At 34.2% G+C, this 18,523-nt stretch carries 18 protein-coding genes; 5 read left to right on the forward strand and 13 right to left on the reverse strand.

The features are described from left to right. Positions 1–580: 580 nt before the first annotated feature. Positions 581–1,966, reverse strand: a complete 1,386-nt coding sequence (locus KD050_RS00445; protein WP_211894326.1) for a DHA2 family efflux MFS transporter permease subunit — start codon at positions 1,964–1,966, stop codon at positions 581–583. A gap of 140 nt (positions 1,967–2,106) precedes the next feature. Between KD050_RS00445 and KD050_RS00450 the strand changes: the two genes are divergently transcribed. Further along, complete coding sequence (locus KD050_RS00450; protein ID WP_211894327.1) at positions 2,107–2,646, forward strand: TetR-like C-terminal domain-containing protein; 540 nt, start codon at positions 2,107–2,109, stop codon at positions 2,644–2,646. 93 nt (positions 2,647–2,739) lie between these two features. Here KD050_RS00450 and KD050_RS00455 read toward each other — a convergent pair whose 3' ends face one another. The 8 genes from KD050_RS00455 to KD050_RS00490 form a co-directional block, all read right to left on the reverse strand. Then, the gene (locus KD050_RS00455; protein ID WP_211894328.1) at positions 2,740–3,258 is read right to left on the reverse strand and encodes a spermidine/spermine N(1)-acetyltransferase; all 519 of its coding nucleotides are present in this window, start codon (positions 3,256–3,258) and stop codon (positions 2,740–2,742) included. Between the two features lie 25 nt (positions 3,259–3,283). Then, the gene (locus KD050_RS00460; RefSeq protein ID WP_211894329.1) at positions 3,284–3,736 is read right to left on the reverse strand and encodes a MarR family winged helix-turn-helix transcriptional regulator; all 453 of its coding nucleotides are present in this window, start codon (positions 3,734–3,736) and stop codon (positions 3,284–3,286) included. 442 nt (positions 3,737–4,178) lie between these two features. Continuing rightward, complete coding sequence (locus KD050_RS00465; protein ID WP_211894330.1) at positions 4,179–7,349, reverse strand: ATP-binding cassette domain-containing protein; 3,171 nt, start codon at positions 7,347–7,349, stop codon at positions 4,179–4,181. A gap of 205 nt (positions 7,350–7,554) precedes the next feature. Then, positions 7,555–7,971 carry an SRPBCC family protein gene (locus KD050_RS00470; protein ID WP_211894331.1) on the reverse strand — a complete coding sequence of 139 codons (417 nt, stop codon included), beginning with the start codon at positions 7,969–7,971 and terminating at the stop codon, positions 7,555–7,557. Then, positions 7,968–8,294 carry an ArsR/SmtB family transcription factor gene (locus tag KD050_RS00475; protein ID WP_211894332.1) on the reverse strand — a complete coding sequence of 109 codons (327 nt, stop codon included), beginning with the start codon at positions 8,292–8,294 and terminating at the stop codon, positions 7,968–7,970. The genes KD050_RS00470 and KD050_RS00475 overlap by 4 nt, the downstream gene beginning before the upstream one ends. A gap of 439 nt (positions 8,295–8,733) precedes the next feature. Next, positions 8,734–9,342 (reverse strand): hypothetical protein, encoded by a 609-nt coding sequence (locus KD050_RS00480; protein ID WP_235753885.1) that lies wholly within the window; start codon positions 9,340–9,342, stop codon positions 8,734–8,736. A gap of 77 nt (positions 9,343–9,419) precedes the next feature. Then, complete coding sequence (locus KD050_RS00485) at positions 9,420–9,641, reverse strand: helix-turn-helix domain-containing protein (protein WP_211894333.1); 222 nt, start codon at positions 9,639–9,641, stop codon at positions 9,420–9,422. Between the two features lie 15 nt (positions 9,642–9,656). Further along, positions 9,657–10,148 (reverse strand): DUF2975 domain-containing protein, encoded by a 492-nt coding sequence (locus tag KD050_RS00490; RefSeq protein WP_211894334.1) that lies wholly within the window; start codon positions 10,146–10,148, stop codon positions 9,657–9,659. A 401-nt stretch (positions 10,149–10,549) separates the two neighbouring features. Here KD050_RS00490 and KD050_RS00495 point away from each other — a divergent pair, with 401 nt between their 5' ends. From KD050_RS00495 to KD050_RS00505, 3 genes are read left to right on the forward strand one after another with little or no spacing between them, the layout of a single operon-like run. After that, positions 10,550–12,070 carry a spore germination protein gene (locus tag KD050_RS00495; RefSeq protein ID WP_211894335.1) on the forward strand — a complete coding sequence of 507 codons (1,521 nt, stop codon included), beginning with the start codon at positions 10,550–10,552 and terminating at the stop codon, positions 12,068–12,070. A 16-nt stretch (positions 12,071–12,086) separates the two neighbouring features. Beyond that, positions 12,087–13,208 (forward strand): GerAB/ArcD/ProY family transporter, encoded by a 1,122-nt coding sequence (locus tag KD050_RS00500; RefSeq protein ID WP_211894336.1) that lies wholly within the window; start codon positions 12,087–12,089, stop codon positions 13,206–13,208. Beyond that, positions 13,195–14,319 (forward strand): Ger(x)C family spore germination protein, encoded by a 1,125-nt coding sequence (locus tag KD050_RS00505; protein WP_211894337.1) that lies wholly within the window; start codon positions 13,195–13,197, stop codon positions 14,317–14,319. Before KD050_RS00500 ends, KD050_RS00505 begins: the two co-directional genes overlap by 14 nt. Positions 14,320–14,380: 61 nt before the next feature. Here KD050_RS00505 and KD050_RS00510 read toward each other — a convergent pair whose 3' ends face one another. The 4 genes from KD050_RS00510 to KD050_RS00525 all read right to left on the reverse strand — a co-directional run bounded on the left by KD050_RS00510 (position 14,381) and on the right by KD050_RS00525 (position 17,968). After that, a complete protein-coding gene (locus tag KD050_RS00510) occupies positions 14,381–15,337 on the reverse strand; it encodes a nucleoside hydrolase (protein WP_211896157.1) in 957 nt (318 codons plus the stop codon). Positions 15,338–15,724: 387 nt separating this feature from the next. Beyond that, positions 15,725–16,228, reverse strand: a complete 504-nt coding sequence (locus KD050_RS00515) for a GNAT family N-acetyltransferase (protein WP_211894338.1) — start codon at positions 16,226–16,228, stop codon at positions 15,725–15,727. Positions 16,229–16,310: 82 nt separating this feature from the next. Beyond that, on the reverse strand, positions 16,311–17,417 hold the full coding sequence (locus KD050_RS00520; protein WP_211894339.1) for a copper resistance D family protein: 1,107 nt from the start codon (positions 17,415–17,417) through the stop codon (positions 16,311–16,313). Then, a complete protein-coding gene (locus tag KD050_RS00525; protein WP_211894340.1) occupies positions 17,414–17,968 on the reverse strand; it encodes a copper resistance CopC family protein in 555 nt (184 codons plus the stop codon). The genes KD050_RS00520 and KD050_RS00525 overlap by 4 nt, the downstream gene beginning before the upstream one ends. 142 nt (positions 17,969–18,110) lie before the next feature. On the opposite strand from KD050_RS00525, the gene KD050_RS21470 reads away from it, so the two are divergent. Next, positions 18,111–18,386, forward strand: a complete 276-nt coding sequence (locus KD050_RS21470) for a hypothetical protein (RefSeq protein WP_211894341.1) — start codon at positions 18,111–18,113, stop codon at positions 18,384–18,386. Positions 18,387–18,523 lie beyond the last annotated feature (137 nt).

Below are 18,523 nucleotides of genomic sequence, written 5' to 3' on the forward strand. Positions count from 1 at the left end.
CCTCCACTAACTAACTGTCTACTACAATGTAGGCTTATTAGCTTCTTTCTTCTGTTTCCTTCGGTTAAAAAAGCGCCATATATAAAAGATAGTCCATGCTATTACTAAGACTAACAATCGAACATACTGATGCTCTTGTTCACCATAAAATATAATGATGCATCCTATAACAAACGTTGGGACTGCAAAATATATCCCGATTCTTACTTCCTTGTTTTTTAAACTTAATTCAAACCGTTCACTCATATACTCCACCCTATTTATCGTTGTGCAACTAACCTGCCAAAACTCTAATACGTTTGAAACGAATATGTATATTTTCCATTTGAAATTAAGACATACATTTTCCACTATTAAGCTAAAATGTTATGTTAGTAAGAACATACCCTTTGTTTATAATTCTATTAAGTTGGCAATAATTCCTTTAATAAAAATACTATTTTAGGTGGAATGGAATTGTTGCTGTCAAAAGCTTGTACCTCGTCTGAAGCTGAATAAAAAAGGCTTAAGTCCGATTATGTATGGACTTAAGCCTTTTATTTATTCATATTGAACTTTCACTATTATTATTGAAGTAACTTTAACTTGTCTTTTTAGGGGTAAACCATGTGATAACGAACGCTATCATAGAGATAACAAACATATAGAAGTACGTTTTACTCGCAGCACTAATATAACCTGTCATAGATTCTAAAGAAACATTCAATAATTGAATAGTATAAATCGTCATAATAACTGCTGTACCAATTGCTCCAGCTAGCTGGCGCACTGTATTATTAATCGCCGATCCATGAGAGGCTAATTCTCTAGGTAATGCATTTAAAGCAGCTGTGTTTAACGGCATCGTAATAAACGCTAAACCAATACGCAATAAAATTGTACGAACTAAAATATATGCTGTTGTTGTTTCTGTTGATAAATCAATAACTGCAAGCATCGATATCGCGATTAAACCTGTACCTAGTATGAATAATGGTTTTGCCCCAAATTTATCGAATAGCTTACCGGTTACCGGGGAAAGCATAGCATTGATAATGGCACCCGGTAATAATAACAATCCAGCTTCAAGTGCTGTAAATCCTCGTCCATCCTGCAAATAAATCGGCAGTAATATTAAATCAGCATACATTAAAATTGTAATTACAATATTAATTACCGTCGTCATCGTAAATATTTTAAATTTGAAAACATTTAAATTCAATAAAGGCTCAGTAGACTTTATTTGTCGGTGACAGAACAAAATCGTTACGAGCAAACCTCCAACAATTGATGTAACGACGATAAAATCATCCCATCCTCGGCTGCCTGCACTACTAAAGCCAAAAAGAACAAACCCAAAGCCAATAGTTGAATAAATCACACTTACTATGTCTAGCTTTACTTTTGACGTTTCAGTTACATTAACTAAATATTTTTTAGCTAGAATGATAATTACTGCTACGAATGGAATCATGATGATAAATAACCATCGCCAAGATAAATACTCTAGAATAAATCCCGCTAATGTTGGTGCAATTGCTGGTGCAAAAATAATTGCGAAGCCAATCTTTCCCATAATCTCTCCACGTTTTTCAGCCGGGTATAGATAAACTATTACAGTCATCATTAGTGGGATAATAATTCCAGCACCTACTGCTTGAATCATTCTACCTGTTAATAATATGCCGAAATTATTCGCACATGCTGCAACAATAGAGCCTATTAGTAAAAATAACAATGAACTTATAAATAATTGACGTGTCGAAAAACGTTTCATTAAGAACGCTGTAATAGGTACTAACACACCGTTTACAAGCATAAAGCCTGTTGCTAACCATTGAATCGTTGCGGTATTTACATCAAAAACCACCATTAAATCACTAAATGCAACATTTAACAATGTTTGATTTAACGTAGAAAAAAAAGTCCCCGTTATCATTATGATAAGAAGCAATTTTTGGGTACTACTCGATATTTCATTTTGCATAAAAAATTCCTTCCCTTATAATATATATTATCGACAAAGTGTCTAAAAAATATAATAGCAGAAGAATTTAAACGACCATATACAATCAGGACGTTTCTGTCGATTAATGAACAATTTAATATTAAAAAGGAATGATTTACATGACTTTGAAAGAAGATCCTCGTACCATTCGTACACAGGAAATGCTTAAAGATGCCTTACTAACACTATTACAAGAAGGTTACTCGCTACACCAAATTTCTATTCATAAATTAACGCAGAGAGCAAAATTGAATCGAACCACCTTTTATTTACACTATCAAAATATTAATGAGTTAAAGGAACATTTAACAAATGATATTTTACAAGTGCTAACTGATAAAATAGAAAATTTGACTTCCATTTTTGATAGAAATCGAAAAGAGCACTTAATACAGCTTTTGGATTATCTTCTTGACCAAAGGAATCATATACTTGCTTTAGTACAGTTTGAACAAATTGAGAAACATTTACTTTTTTTGATGAAAGATTTAATAGTAACCCGCAGAAATCAATCTAAGAATATAGGAAGAAAAATCATTGTTGATCCAGATATTAAAACTGCCTCTATTATCGGCGTCATTATGTGGTGGTTAAAAGATGGCTTACACCTGGATTCATCATATATTGCAGAGCAGATTAATCTTATGTATCGATCATAATTATAATTTCAAAATTGAAATTTAAATTGCCAAAACATTGTTTGCACAACGTTTTTACACACTATACGAATTTATATTAATATCATACAAATGTTAAATAAGTGTTTTGGTCATTATTAAGTCTATTTGTTCATCATCACCCATATAAAAAGAGTGGGAACCATTTTGAACAAACCCCATTTTCTTATAAAAAGCTATAGCATTTTCATTTTTCTCCCAAACGCCTAACCAGATTTTCGCTTTACTACGTTCCAACGCAATTTCTATAGCTTTACTTAGCAGATATTTACCAAGCCCATGTTTTTGAAACTCGTTCTTTATATAAATTCTCTCGATTTCAAGTGATTCATCACCCATTTTTTCAGACTGAGCAGCATTTGTATTGACCTTTAAGTATCCAGCGATTTCCTTATTAAGATAAACTAAAAAGAATTCCGAATAAATGTTGAATAATTCTTTTTCTAATTGTTTTAAGTTGAATGCCCTTTCCAAATAGGCATTCATATTTTCGGATGAATTCTGATGCTTAAATGTCTCATTAAATGTTTCATAACTAACTTCTTGAAGTTTACGTGAATCTTCCAGGGTACACTTTTGTATATACATAGTCATTTAAATATGTCGCTCCTTAATATAATTAATAATTTCTTTTGTTTCCTTTTTTTACAAATTCCCAGTCTTTTTCTATATTTCTTCTTACTCTATATAGAAGATTGAAAATGTTCTCTACTTCTATCTCGGAAAATCCCTCTAATGCAACGATATTGGAATAATCATTTTCTCTTTTTATCAGAGGGTAAACATTTTTCCCTTTCTCAGTTGGAAATAGTTTTTTAATTTTTTTGTTATGCTTATCTTCTTTCTTTTCAATAAAACCATTAATTTCAAGCTTCTTTATAGCGCGAGCTGCTGTTGTCCGATCGACTTTTATCATCTCAGCTAACTTTTCTTGAATGATTCCTGGACATTCACATATTCGCACAAGGTACAAGTATTGCCCTTTTGTAAGGTCGAATTCTTTAAATTCTATATTACTTACAGAATCTAATGCCCGTGCTATCATTCCAATTTCTCGAAGAATTTCCTTCATAATATACTCCTTAGTTCATATTTTTGTTGCAAATGCAATAAAATTGAGGTGCATTAAATTTAACATGAACATGTTGCATTTGCAACAAAAAACCAATAAGGAAGGTCCTGCTTACAAACACATATATTTTGGTATTCTAATATTGACTAAGAGATAAAAACATGTACTATGTTCCGTAATTTACAGACTGTTACGCTTAGCAAAACACGGGAGATGAATCCTACTCTGGGTCTTGCACTAGCCTTGCTTTTTTCTAGTAGGTATGAAGTTGCTTCCTATTTTACCTATCAAATCAATATAAGTATTCTGAAGACTAAGCCTTTGTTGTACAATTTTATATATTTTGAAATAGAAAAAACTCATTTGCAATGTTTATTGCAAATGAGTTTTTCTTCACTGACCGACAGCTAGCTCTTCACTTAATTATCACTTTTTTATTAATTTAATTATTTTGCTCCAGGCACTCATAAACCGCCATTAAATCTCGTTTATTTAACTCACGTATGCGATTGAAGATTGGTATATCAGCAACTTCCTCTGTATATAAGCTTTCATCAACAATATCACTGACTTTACCATTTAGCCATGTCTCTACTGAAATGCCTTCAACAACTTCCTGAAGTCCCTCATCATTGATTCCACCTGCATTACAACTCACACAAGGTATCGTTAATTTATGCACGCCGTCATGTAGATTATCTTCAGTTATGACTTTCTTTCCTTTACAGAATGGGCATGGATCACTTTTCTTTATTTTATTAATTTGAGTAACAAGTTTTTTGTAACCAAATGCTTCATAAACATATGTTAGTTTTTTGTATTTTCCATTTGTGAAATACTTATCAATAATGTTTTCTCTTGTCTCATTGATATTGTCAAAATCACAGATGCTTACCAGGTTATTAGTACAGATAGATTCAATATTGCCTTTGATGCTATCCCAGAATGGTAATACGTTTTGCAGAACCATTTCATAGCCAGCAAAGCTTGCTAGTTCTAATTCAAGCATTTTCAGGGCGACTTGTGTTTCCCTTTGCAACAGTGAGACATCTTCCGTTAAAGCCATATCGCCGCCTACAATAGCCTTCAATTTTACCAGTTCGGGTAACGCTCCTACTGTTTTCAAAACTTGGTCAATCGGCTGCTTTATAATCTCACGAATATCCGTATCTCCAAATCTGAGCTGTTTATGATGGTTTAACATAGAACCTTCGCAAATCGGACATGTAATCATCTCTTTAGATGCTTTCATTTGCTCTTTAATAATCGATTTTGAAATGAACATATACATCCCAATTATGTTATTAAAGCCTGCCCATGTCCTCTGTGTCTTACCAGCTTTATCATAAAATGACTTGTCCCAATACCCGTATAAAAACGTATGCTTTTCTTGTTCTGTCATGTCATTATAGGCCTTACTAATATCTTGACCAAGTTCATTTTTTATCTCTTCAAATAGGAACTCTAATTTTGGATATTGGTAATATTTTAATACCTCCATCACGTCACGATGCAAAAGGCCTTCCCAGAATGGTACGGTCTTGTCCTGAATAACAACATCAATATCAAATTTTTCTATCACACCGCGGCCAGAACAACTTGGACAATGATTCCCTTGATAATAGAAATCGAAGCTCCTCGTATCTTTATTGGTCGGATGCGCTGCCACAATATGGTTGATAAGACCGCCGATTTCATAGAGAAAACTATATTGACTATACAAGTGACGTTCCAGATCAATGGCGATGACAGGTGCAATTGTTTCAGATTCATATTCACCATATATCAACCGAGCCATTGATGATAAGCTTTTTAATATTCCGCCCTTATAGACGTTTTCTGCATTTTTAAAATATGCAATATGATTTTCTTTTAGGTAGTTAATTCCATTTTGTTGATTGATAGTTGAAGAAATTTGCACTGTAGCAACGCTATCCTTGTTGTTATGTTGACGATAATAATCTTCATGACTAATTACGTCAAGATGCTCCACAGGTGCAAGCTGTCTTTTACCAAAATCAACGATAAAATCAGCGTTTTCTAGCATATATGGATTATGTTCAATCATTATTATTGATACAGATTCATCCTGCAGAATTACCCTGACACTATCAATGAATTGATTTAAAATGTTTTGTGATAAACCTTTTGAAGGCTCATCAAATATAAAAAGCGTATGTGGGTTTCTAGAGTTGGCAAACAGCTCAGAAACTAAATGAACACATTGAAATTCACCATTCGATAAGGACTGTGTTTTTCTTTCCAACGTCAAATAACCAAGTCCTAGTTTGATCAATAAGCTCAAGCGTTTATGAACGATGTCTTCATTTGGCAGTTCATCAATAATATCTTCAATCGAGCGCAGAAAAATATCATCAATATCATCACTATATTTTGTGAGTTTCCTTTTAATATCAAGAAAAGTTGCAACTGTTGACCGACTGGTAATCGATTGGTTTCGATTTTGCCCCACCATTACAAGTTTATCTTTTGGATATCTCTTCAGAAAATCTTTGGCTATACACTCATTGACAAGTGTAGATTTACCACATCCAGACTCTCCCGTAAAAGTGACAATTCTATTTTTGGGAATTTGAATTTCAGCCATTTGAATATTACGACTGTAAAGATCATGAAAATGATAGTATTCTATTGGCATTGCCTTATTTCGTTCCAAAGTGATTGGTTTTGGACGTGGGGATTCTTCCACAATTTTCCCACCGTATTTACCACTACCTGGCCCAAAGAACAATTGCTCATCTGTTGTGTCGAGGACTATGTCTGAATGATCAATGAGCCAAATTTGATTTTTATAGCCTAATCGTTTAATCTGTTCTAAAATTTTCAATAGTGTTTGGTGATCAAGACCCACTGAGATTTCATCGATTATAATAACTGTATTTTCACTTGCTGCCATGAATTCAGCCAAGTAAAGTCTTGTTAATTCTCCACCTGATAATGTACCCATAATGCGATTTAATGTTAAGTAACCAATATTCATATTGATAATATTTTTAAGGATATGTTGTTTCGCTTCGCTAATATGTAAAACTTCTGCTAATGAAAGAATTGACTCAATACTTAAGTTGTTAATATCAGAAATACTATGTGGTTGATCCAATAATTCTATTCTTTTTTGCAGAACTTCTGGATTATAGCGCTTCCCCTCACACTTTTTACATTCGACATTTTTGGTAGTACCTCGTCCTTTACACGCAGCACACCAACCTAATTCATTATTAAATGAAAAAACTTCTGGAGAAAGATTGAATTTTTCAGCAAGCGTATCACGAATATCTTTAAATACTCCAGTATGCGTGCCAATTGTTGAACGTGGATTGGAAGAAATGGATGATTTTCCAAGAAAAAGGACTAAAGGCATTTCCTCCATCTTGATAGCACTAAAATTAGTTTCCATAATATTAGGAAATAAGTACTGATATTCTGCCTTTGGCAATAATGAAACGAGACGCTTCTTGGATTCTTCACCAATAGTTTGACAAAAAGTTGTCTTGCCAGATCCAGACAAACCAGCTATTCCTATCGATTTATCTACTGGTAGTACTGAATCTAATTTGTTAATATTGTTAGCAATTAATTGATTTATTTTCATAGTGATATCCTCTCCATTCTCTAAATGTAGCATTGTCATATTTATAAAACTTAAATGTTTCTTTAGAAAAGCACCCTTATCATAATGAAAGAGCACAATTCTTGCTATGGAATTGCACCCCTTTGAAGAATGTATTAATATTCATGTACCAACTGAAAAGATTTATCTTGAAAAAGTAGACAACTTAGAGGATGAAGAAAACATTTTACAGTTCTGCTAACACTTTTTCGAGCTTGTCAGCCATGTTGGTCCAGCCATATTTAGCTCCTTCTATTGCTCCTTCGCGAGCTTTTGTTTCTTCACTGAAACCAGTTTGATCAAGATGTAGATTAATAGTTCCATCTGGACCTTTACTCAAAGTCCATGTCACAGTAGTGATTTCACCGGCACTTATCCATGTGTAAGATAATTTATGTGGCTCGTCCACTTCAAGTACTTCACCATCTACAATGCCATCCCACCATTCACTTGGCTCTGCTCTGAATTGAAACTTCTGTCCAACAACTGGCTTAAAATCATTTTTCCATATCCATTTTGTAAGTGTATCCGAATCTGTTAAAGCGCTCCACACCTGCTCGATTGAACTTGTATATTGAAAGTCTAGTGATACATCTGGTTTCATTTTTTTTCCTCCAATAAAAGATTTAATTTAATCATTCTTTCTTTCCAGAATCCTTCGTAAAAAGATACCCAGTCTTGTATTTCTCGAAGCGGAGTGGCATTCAACCGATAACGCGTTTCTCTGCCGACCTTTCGGTGTGTTACGAGACCTGCATCTTTCAGGATTGCCAAATGCTTAGAGACAGCTGTACGACCCATTTGAAAATGGAACGTTATCTCATGTAGGGGTAATTCTTCAACATCTGCCAACATCCGAAGTAATTTTCGCCTTGTTGGATCGGCAACAGCCTCATAAACATCTCTGATTGGTCCTGTCCCGTTCAAAATCACTCTCCTCCTGATCTTCACTTCTACAAACGACACTTGTTGGTGTCCTATTTCTTTATTTAGAATATAACACCACTTGGTGTCTTGTCAAATATTATTTTCGTCATGAGTTAACCATTCTATTCATTTGTCATCATATCATTTTTTAAAAATTCCCTTGGTCAAAAGGCCCCTTCTATTTAAGAAAGGCATCCGTTAATCCAACTCAAAAGAAAGATTTTTTTGATTGGGCTAAATATATCATGTACACAAAAGTCCAATCCCGAAAAAATCAAGTATGTTAATTGTTTCTCATATCATCTATCTTCTATTATTTAATATATCGCTATTCCATAAGTAAATATAAAAAGTCCAACTTCTCAGCATGAAAATGAGAAATTGGACCATTATCGTTCCTTAGTAAAGGCCCCCGAATACTGAAAGGCGTAATTTATTATTATTTAATATCATCAGAAATACAGAATTCCATTTCAATTGGAACTATTTGATAAGGAACAATGACTCTTGTGTTCACTACTCTATTGTTATATTCACTTAATCTACCTTCAAAAATCAATTGAAAATTTGCTGAATGTGGCAAGTCACTTGGTTCAACCAGTGAAAGATCTCTTTCGAAGCCAATGACCTGACTTTCCTTTAGTACAGATGCCACAAACTGAGAACAGAAGAAAGCATTCTTTCTTTTTATCGGTTTTTTAAACAATACCCCAAATAATCCTATAAAATTATAGCGATAATGCTCCTCTTTATCAGATATTTCTTGTATATATTGATCCATCTTTTGAAATTCTTCATTTGTTATGGTTAATGAATAGATGGCACAATATGCTTGTTTAAATAAGACAGAATTAATATCTTCTCTAACAAATCCCCCAATGAAAGGATTTTTTGCTGTTTTTCTCCCAAAACTATATATCTCAATCAATTCATCATCAAAAGAGATGGAGGCATGATTATAGGGTTTTTTAGTATAGGTCTTAATCATCCTTGTTAAAACAGTTCCTGTATCAGTTAAAAGGATATAAATCGTTTTTTCTCTGATCATATTACTCTCCTTAAATCTAATTAAATACAATTTATGGAAAGTGGGATTCAGGTCGTATTTAAACACCTGTTTAGTAATTATCCTTGAGTGTCTTCTTCTCCGTTGTATTCTAATAGATCTCCTGGCTGACATTCTAGGGCTTTGCAAATTGCCTCTAATGTGGATAATCGAACAGCTTTTGCTTTTCCATTTTTCAAGATAGAAAGGTTAGCCATCGTTATCCCAACTCTTTCTGAAAGCTCCGTCACACTCATTTTCCGTTTAGCGAGCATCACGTCAATATTGATAATAATTGCCATATTATTCACCTCAGCTCAGACTATTAAATCATTTTCCTCTTTTATATCTATGGCATCTTTCAAAAGCCTTTGAAGAACAGCAGCAAAGACGGAAACCACCATGGAAGCAAAAATAGGTATCATTCCGACGATTATTAGACCTGGGGCGTCATCCACCTCTGCCATGATATAGACGAATGGGAGGGCTACCACATACAAGCCACTTATTATGATGGCACAGTTTTTTATTTTCCATAGAGCTCTTACAGATAATTCCGAGAAAGCATGGTTCTTGTCAATAAAGCTTAAAAGGTTAAAAGATTGATACAGAGCAAAGTAAAATGGGACAGCCGAAACATACATAACCATTAAAATACCATATACTACAAAAGCCAAATCTGAACCTCTCTCAGCTGCTTCATTTGCTTCGTTAGCTATCTGAGGCAACAGAAAAAGACACATAGCAAGAACGGGGATTCCAATAAGAATAACAGCTACCTTTAAAAAAAGTGTTGATCCTCGTTTCATAAAAAGTACCTCCAACATTTATTATATATTTTATGTTAACAGATTGTTTATCGATTATCAATATATTATTATTGGTTGTCGTTATTTTTTTATTGCGATTATTGTCTGAATAAAAAATTTTGAACAGTCATAAAAATATAATTAATACCCAAAACGCTTGAGGTTTTTAGGGACCTTGAGCGTTTTGACTTTAGATTGTTGGACTCGTCAACTAGCCTATCCCACGTTAGTTGAAGATTGGCAACAATCTTGACTGACTTCCTCATTGTGATCATGTCGGTATACCGACGGAATACTATTTTGTACAAATTTCTATTTAAAAGGTAATGAAAAGTATAGATTCTCCTTCTAAAGCGCATTCTATAAAGTAAGTTATAAATGAGAGGAGCCTACTATTCAAGATGAAGTTTAAACTACCTTTCAATAAGAAACAGACAACTATAGCAATAGATTCAATTAAAGAAGATATAGGTACGATTACTCCTTTGAAAATTGATTTTATTAAGTCCATAAAAGATGCCACCCATAATCCATCTGATTTAATCGTTAAATCTATCCCCCCGAATATTACCCTTATTTATATAAATAATTTAGTGAATGATCAGATTATGAATGATCATATTATATCCGGTTTACAGAATAAACCAAACGAAACTCCTGAAACTATCAAGACTGCTCTTTCCATATCGGAAGTAAATATATCTACACAATTAAAGAAAACTGTAGAATCGATAGTAAATGGATTTGTTCTTATCCATGTGGAAGGATACTCACAGGTAATATTAGCCAATATTGCTAAAGGTGAATCCCGGAGTTTGTCGGCACCTGAAAACGAATCACAAGTAATCGGAGCACAAGTAGGTTTTAATGAAAGCCTTTCAACAAATATTTCCTTAATTCGTCGCTATATAGTGAGTCCCGATCTTTGTAACGAAGAATTAAAAGTTGGAAAGCACACAAATACTTCAGTCAACCTGTTATATATGAGCGGTATTGCCTCTGATCAAATGATTAATACACTGCGCGAAAGAATCACCAATCTAAATTTAGATGCGCTAATCGATAGTGCTATTCTTTCGGAAATAATTGACGATAACTCATTATCTCCGTTTCCACAAATGCTTCTGACCGAAAGACCAGACAGATTTTGCGCTAGTCTATTAAATGGGAAATTAGGGGTTATTGTAGACGGTAGTTCCATGGCTATCATTTGCCCTCAATCGTTTATTGAATTTTTACAAAGTCAAGAAGATCAAAATCTAAGATGGCTAATTGCTACATTTGCTCGATTATTAAGATTTACTGCTATTCTTTTATCCGTTTTTTTGACACCAATATATGTAGGAGCGTTGACATTTCATTATGAAGTAATTCCTCAAGCCTTCTTGGTTCCGCTTAGTGAATCGAGGGCTTTAGTTCCTTTTCCACCTGTATTTGAAGCATTGCTTCTTGAATTTATTATTGAATTACTAAGAGAGGCTGGGGCAAGATTACCAACAAAAATTGGACAAACTATTGGAATCGTTGGTGGTATCGTAATTGGAACAGCAGCCGTACAAGCTGGAATTACAAGTAATATATTACTAATATTCGTTGCATTGAGCGCCCTCGCATCTTTCACAACACCAAGTTATCTGATGGGGAATGTTATTCGACTCATTCGTTTCCCAATTATAATACTTGCAGGTTTTTGGGGTTTTTATGGAATTATGCTTGCTTTTTGTTTTATACTCATTCATCTATTGCGACAATCTAGCTTGGGAGCTCCATATTTGTCTCCTTTTTATCCCCCTAGGTTGAAAGATATGCGAGATAGTATTATTAGAATGCCCTTTCCATATACAGCGAAAAGACCTGTCCTTACAAGACCGGCAGATCAAGATAAATTCAATCCTGAACCTGTAAAACCTGATAAAAGTTGAACTGAAGGTGAAATGAATGAAAAATTCTATACAACTTAGCCCCAAAGATATGATTAATGCTTATTTGCTTTTTTTTGTAATTCATAGCACTCAAATTGGGGTTGGAATACAGGGGTTTCAACGGATTGTGTACCAAGATGCAAAACAGGATGCATGGATTTCAGTTTTACTTGCAGGTCTTGCCACACATATCGTCGCTATTTGTATGATTAAAACGTTAGAGGTTTACGGTTCCAATGACCTTTATGGGATCCAACAAGATATTTACGGAAAATGGATTGGCAATTTTTTAAATGCCCTTTATATATTGTATTGCTTCGTAGGATTCTTTTCTGTTCTACGGAACTATATTGAAGTTATACAAGCATGGATTTTCCCTGATATAAGTACTTGGTTTCTTTCGGCTACTTTACTAATAATCGTCATATATGCGTTTACAGGTGGACTTCGAGTGATGGTTGGTGTTTCTTTTTTTAGTGTCGTACTCGCTCTTTGGATTTTGCCTATGTTAATATTTCCAATGAAGTTTTCAACCGTAGACAGCCTACTTCCTATTTTGGAGGCAAATATTAGCTCCATACTAAAAGGTACCCAATCCATGACTTTTACAATTATCGGCTTTGAAATACTTAATGTGATCTATCCCTTTATAAAAGACAAGAAAAATGTAAGGAAACATACGCATTTAGCTTTGTTGGCTACGACTTTTGTATATCTGGCTTTCATGATGGTTTCAATCACCTACTACAGTGAAGGAAAGTTACTTAAGACGATATGGGCGACATTAACATTATTTAGTTTCATCAGTTTCCCTTTTATGGAGAGATTTGAATTTGTCGCTATTTGTTTTTGGATGTTGATCATTTTGCCAAATCTTTGTCTTTATTTATGGGCTGCTTATCGTGGAACTATTCGATTAGTAAAAATAAGCGGAACGACATTCGTTTGGATATTCTCTCTTTTCGCTCTCATTGGTACACTAATCTTTCAAACGCGTACCCAGATAGATACGATTAACACTCAATTTGGAAAAGTGGCTTTTTATATCGTGTTTGTTTACCCTATTTTCTTATTTATAATTACCATGCTGAAAAGAAAATTCACATCTCAGAAGGAGCAAAAAAATGAGGAAGTTTAATATCTATTTCATTCTTCTTTTTTTAGTTGGTATATTAACCGGATGTGCAGAAACAAATATTCTTGATCGAGTAGGGTTAACCACTTTAGTAGGCTATGATGTGGGAACCGAAGAAAAAATAGCCACTACCGCGGTTATTCGCGAAGTAAACCCTGAATTTCAAAGTAATGTGGAAATTGTCTCAACTGAGAATAACACTAGTAAAGGGAGTCGGATGAAGTCTAATCGTAAATTATCGAAAAAAATCACCGTCGGCCAAATGAGGGTTGTTTTGTTTGGCGAAGAGTTGGCTAAAGATAATCTTCATTATTACATTGATACACATTTAGAAAACGCTAGTGTAAGTAATAGTCTTTACATGGCAGTTGTAGAAGGCAAAACAACTCCATTACTTGAATACGAATATAAAAATATTGATGATATTGGGCAACATATATTTAGGCTACTCGAACAAAACATAAAACAGGAATATATGATTTCGGCAACTCTTCATGAAATTGCACACGATTATTATTCGGTAGGAAAAGATTTCGCTATGCCAATTATAAAAAGAGATGAAGAATTCGTTGAAATAAGTGGAATAGCTATATTTAAAGGTGGCAAAATGGTAAGCACACTCCCAGTTAAGGATAGTTTTTACATCAAGCTTGTGAGAGATAGTTTTAAGTCAGGATTATTCGAAACTATCCTAAAAGATCAGGATATTCCCACCGACATACTAAAAAATCCACCTGAACAAATTCCAGTAGCTTTTGATGCCATTAACTCAAAAAGAGAATTGAAATTAGTTGATGCTTCTACTCCAGAATTTGACCTAAATCTGAAAATAAAAGCAAGATTATTAGAAGTATATCCAGATGTTAATCTAGGGGATCCTAAAGTTGTTGCAAAACTTGAAAAAGCGGTTAGTAAAAATTTATCAAGAGAAATATCCAGGATAATTGCCCAATGCCAGGATGTAGATTCGGATATTTTTGGCTTCGGGGAGAAATATAGAAGCTCTGTGAGAAACTCTAAGCTGACGAAGGAAAAATGGCATAAGTTGTATAAAGATATGAAAGTAAATGTGAATGTAGATTTTGTTATATTAAGAAATGGTGTTTTTGAATAATATCTATCGCAAAGAAAATCGTGTTCAAATGTTTATTTTCTCAGTAAACAAATTCCGTACTTTAATCATTATTTAGTTGTTGACCGGTCATAACAGACAAAAAGTTATGAAAAAACGTATCATAGTTAATATCAAACGCAATACGATGTATTTTTTCCCCATTATTTTGTTTTTCATATGGACGGGTTTCAGCAATACTTTGTCCTCTTGCTGGCCCATCTAGGTCATCGACAACTCTAACAGGATAAGACTCAAAAATGAACATTTCAGGGTGAATCGTCGCCATAAGGGTCAGGGCATCATGGATGGGACTTCCATGAAGGGATGGATCACGTTCTTTATAAAAACGTGTATAGTATTCCATCAATGGTTTAAAAATTTTAGTTTTCCCAAATTGTTCAATATAGTCAACCATGCCAGGTGTGACTATTGCTTTTTGCGTTGCATTCAATGGAAGAATAGTAACATTATTTCCGTATGTTAACACAATATTCACCGCAATAGGATCCCCGTGGAAGTTCGCTTCTGACACTGTAGTGACATTTCCTGGAATCCAAAAGGCTCCACCCATTATATAAAATTCTTTCACATTACTCATAAGGTCTCTGTATAGTATGAACATTGTAGCAAGAGAAGTAAGGCGGCCAATATTTACAATTATTAGTTCATCCTTATAATTTTCAATTATCTTCACTATTTCCAAAAAGTTTTCGATTTTTAAAGTGTGATTATCGTCCGGTATGATTGGTCCAAGCCCATGTTCTCCATGTATTTCTGGATAGAAAGTAGGTTGTTCACCTGTTAAAGGCACTTCTGCCCCCCGGATAACAGGAATTCCTTGTGGAAAGTCAAATAATGTCATCAAATAATAGATATTGGACACGGCATCTTCTCTAGATACATTACCGTAATCTGCAACTATACCAACGATTTCAACTTCCTCACTTAAACTAGCGTAGATTAATGCAACTGTATCATCAATACCAATATCCCCGAATAAAAGCAGTTTTTTTACCAGGGAAATCCCTCCTTTTTAAATCCCGATTTAAGTACCCTTATATTATGGATTAAAGTACTAATACGACACTTTCATCTACTATTGGAGAATAGAATAGTTCTCCTTTAAGCATCGATATTTGTAGTTTATTTAATAATGTTCTTAAATGCACTTTTCAATATTAATTATTACTTACCAGATGCATAATTGGTATCGTAGGAACAGTGAAAATATATAAAAAAACGCTTAGATGTGGTTGCATCTAAGCCGTAAAATATACCAGTTCCCTTCAAAGGGAACTGGCAAGTTTGAAAAAGTAATCCATGAGCACTAACTCATGGATTACTTTTTCATGTCATTAAATATTTAATACACATACTTTCTTACTATTAAGTAAATATCAAGTTTTTATTCAACTCCAACTACAGTGCTTCTGCGCTCAAGTAATACTACATCACGCCAAACTCCATTTAACTTCCCTAATTGTTTTCTTGTTCCTACTTCTTCAAAACCAAATTTTCGGTGTAGATATATGCTCGCAGCATTTTCAGGGAAAATCATTGATTGGATTGTCCAGATTTTGTTTTGCTCGCTGGAGTCAATTACTTGTTGGAGCAATCGACTACCAACTCCCTTTCCAGCTACACTAGAAGCAATATAAATACTAACCTCTACAACTCCTGAAAATGCATGCATACTAGAAATTGGGGTTAGTGCCACCCACCCCACTACTTTTTCATCCTGTTTAGCAACAAATCTGCAAATATTTAAATGATCTTTATCCCATTCATCCCAGTTTGGAGCCTCTGTTCTAAATGTGGCATTCGCAGTTCGAATACCCTCTATAAATATCTCTCTGACTCGTTCCCAATCAGAAGATATCATTTCATTAATAATTATGTCTTGGTTCATCTGAATTCCTCATTTTCCTATAATTAAAAACAGCACTTCCAAGATGGATTATACACCGCCCGCAATGCTTTTAAAAGGGCTCTTATACAATTTGAATACTAAATAATAGTCCTAAATATGCCGCTATAACGACGAATAGACTCATGATAAAGGAAAAGATGGCCGGCATTCTTTTAACGAACGAGAATAGACACATCACAAGAAAAACGGCAGATATACATAACAAGAGTAGTCCATCAAGATTAACTACTAGTTGAACAGCTATGCCAGAAAAACCAATCCCATCATGAAACAGCAAAAATAAAGAAGAAAAACCTTCACTATTTATTGTTTCAAACAGATTATGTGGTGGTGATTGTTGACTCATAGCACCAGTAGCCCCGAAAATTAGTAGAAGTATGAAAAACTCTACTTTTGCCCATGGACGAGCATCGAAATAATCTTTTTTTAGTAACCGTTTTTTCATGAGAATTCCATTTATAAATGCATATGCAATTAGTGGAATAATAAGCAGATGTTTGATGAGTAGGCTTTGACCGTATGAAACCATCCAAGTATCAGGATATGCATCCAAAGGTGTTGAAAAACTCATCAAAGAAAATCCTGTTATCATAATGATCCCAAAACAGTATAGTGCAGTTATATGAAACCACTTTAAAAAGGATAGCCAGTTATTCGTATTTTGGGAAAACCAAGCTATTACTAACAATATACCTACCCAAATAACTACTGATGTAAAGTGAGTGAAATGAGTGATTAACCCTTTAAAGCTTTGAATAGAACTTGCATGGCTTGACCAGCTTACACACATGATAAGTACTAAAACTAGTAAAATTCCGATAACCGAATAATAGATTGATTGCTTATGTTCAAAGAATAGAATATACAATCCTAAAAATACTGTTACGATAAACATAAATAACCATGATTTACCTACCTCGAAGGTCAATAAAATGGATTGTAATGAATCGACTAAACCATAGTCTTCATACAAATACATGATTAAACTAATAAGTGGCACAAAAGAAAAAATTGCAATGCCAATTACTGCAACTAATTTCACTTTTCTCGGTACAATAATAGTAGGGATTAAATCGTTTGGGAATAAAGATAGAATATAGCTTCCCATCAACAAAGCGAAGCACACATAAAGAAGTGCCTCGCTAATAGTTGTCAAAATAAACATCATTTTTTATTTCTCCGAGCCATCCACCAAGCAGCTAGTGCCACGATAATAACTAGAACTATAATAATTCCTACTGTAGAATTGGTGCTCTCTTCTTCTTCATCATCAGCTTCTACTGTTGTTTCCAGTTCTTCGGTGTTGGATTCATTTGGTTCTACTTCATCACTCGGTTCAGTAATTGGTTCTTCCGCTTCAACCTCTTCTGGCGCATCTAGTACGAAATCAATTACACCTTCCATTGGATGACCATCAGCCCCGATTATTTTCCAATTGATTTGATATGCACCGTTTTCCAAGCTTTCAATCACATTCCCAGTCATTATATGATCATTTACTGTAATACCTTCTACATCTATCGAATCATTCGATGAATTCGTTAGTGTGAATGAGCTTGTTTCTTCTATCTTTGTTAAAAATGTAAGTGTAATCTCATTTACCTTTTCTGTTACCGTACTCCCTTGAGCTGGAGTTGAGCTTTCCAAGCCAGTATGTGCTAGTGCGCTGTTACTAAACAATAGTACACATGCAATTGTCATCCATAATATTCTTTTCATAATTACCTCCAAAAATTTGTACATACTTTTTACTGTCACTATACTTATACCATAAAGCTATGAAGAAAGTGTGAAGTTTGTAATTTTCGTTAGCATAGTATACCCTTAAAGGGTAAAAACAGATCAAATAGGAGTGATTTTAATGGCAAAATCCGCTGCAAAACGTAAACGGGAACACCTATTACGTAATCTAGGCAAAGATGTTACATTAGCAAGAAATGAGGTTGACTTTAGTACACATGTCCGAGTGACTAAATCGAAAAAAGCGAAACAACAACAACAATATACAAAATACGAAAAGCATTTCACAAAAGGTATGATGCCTGATGGAAATGCTTTTTATTATGATTTTGCTCTATACACCATACCCATACCGCTCATTTCTGTTTCAGGTGGGTGGACGCTTTCCGCATGGTGAGTAAGAAGACATCACTGCCACATAATTGTAGGAAGGCGACGAACAGTTAAATGCCATAAGATTAACGAAACTAACCGGAAATAATATAACAAATTCTGTCCAAAGACTTCGAAAACGATAGAAACTGGTTTTGACTC

The sequence above is a fragment of the Psychrobacillus sp. INOP01 genome (assembly GCF_018140925.1).
GTDB lineage: Bacteria > Bacillota > Bacilli > Bacillales_A > Planococcaceae > Psychrobacillus.

Bases quoted from the DNA above. Each gene is read 5' to 3' on its own strand.
- KD050_RS00460 (WP_211894329.1), bottom strand. From the start codon at position 3,736: ATGAAGGAAATTCTTCGAGAAATTGGAATGATAGCACGGGCATTAGAT.
- KD050_RS00465 (WP_211894330.1), bottom strand. From the start codon at position 7,349: ATGAAAATAAATCAATTAATTGCTAACAATATTAACAAATTAGATTCA.
- KD050_RS00445 (WP_211894326.1), bottom strand. From the start codon at position 1,966: ATGCAAAATGAAATATCGAGTAGTACCCAAAAATTGCTTCTTATCATA.
- KD050_RS00470 (WP_211894331.1), bottom strand. From the start codon at position 7,971: ATGAAACCAGATGTATCACTAGACTTTCAATATACAAGTTCAATCGAG.
- KD050_RS00520 (WP_211894339.1), bottom strand. From the start codon at position 17,417: ATGATGTTTATTTTGACAACTATTAGCGAGGCACTTCTTTATGTGTGC.
- KD050_RS00500 (WP_211894336.1), top strand. From the start codon at position 12,087: ATGAAAAATTCTATACAACTTAGCCCCAAAGATATGATTAATGCTTAT.
- KD050_RS00455 (WP_211894328.1), bottom strand. From the start codon at position 3,258: ATGACTATGTATATACAAAAGTGTACCCTGGAAGATTCACGTAAACTT.
- KD050_RS00515 (WP_211894338.1), bottom strand. From the start codon at position 16,228: ATGAACCAAGACATAATTATTAATGAAATGATATCTTCTGATTGGGAA.
- KD050_RS00490 (WP_211894334.1), bottom strand. From the start codon at position 10,148: ATGAAACGAGGATCAACACTTTTTTTAAAGGTAGCTGTTATTCTTATT.
- KD050_RS00495 (WP_211894335.1), top strand. From the start codon at position 10,550: ATGAAGTTTAAACTACCTTTCAATAAGAAACAGACAACTATAGCAATA.
- KD050_RS00450 (WP_211894327.1), top strand. From the start codon at position 2,107: ATGACTTTGAAAGAAGATCCTCGTACCATTCGTACACAGGAAATGCTT.
- KD050_RS21470 (WP_211894341.1), top strand. From the start codon at position 18,111: ATGGCAAAATCCGCTGCAAAACGTAAACGGGAACACCTATTACGTAAT.
- KD050_RS00480 (WP_235753885.1), bottom strand. From the start codon at position 9,342: ATGATCAGAGAAAAAACGATTTATATCCTTTTAACTGATACAGGAACT.
- KD050_RS00485 (WP_211894333.1), bottom strand. From the start codon at position 9,641: ATGGCAATTATTATCAATATTGACGTGATGCTCGCTAAACGGAAAATG.
- KD050_RS00525 (WP_211894340.1), bottom strand. From the start codon at position 17,968: ATGAAAAGAATATTATGGATGACAATTGCATGTGTACTATTGTTTAGT.
- KD050_RS00505 (WP_211894337.1), top strand. From the start codon at position 13,195: ATGAGGAAGTTTAATATCTATTTCATTCTTCTTTTTTTAGTTGGTATA.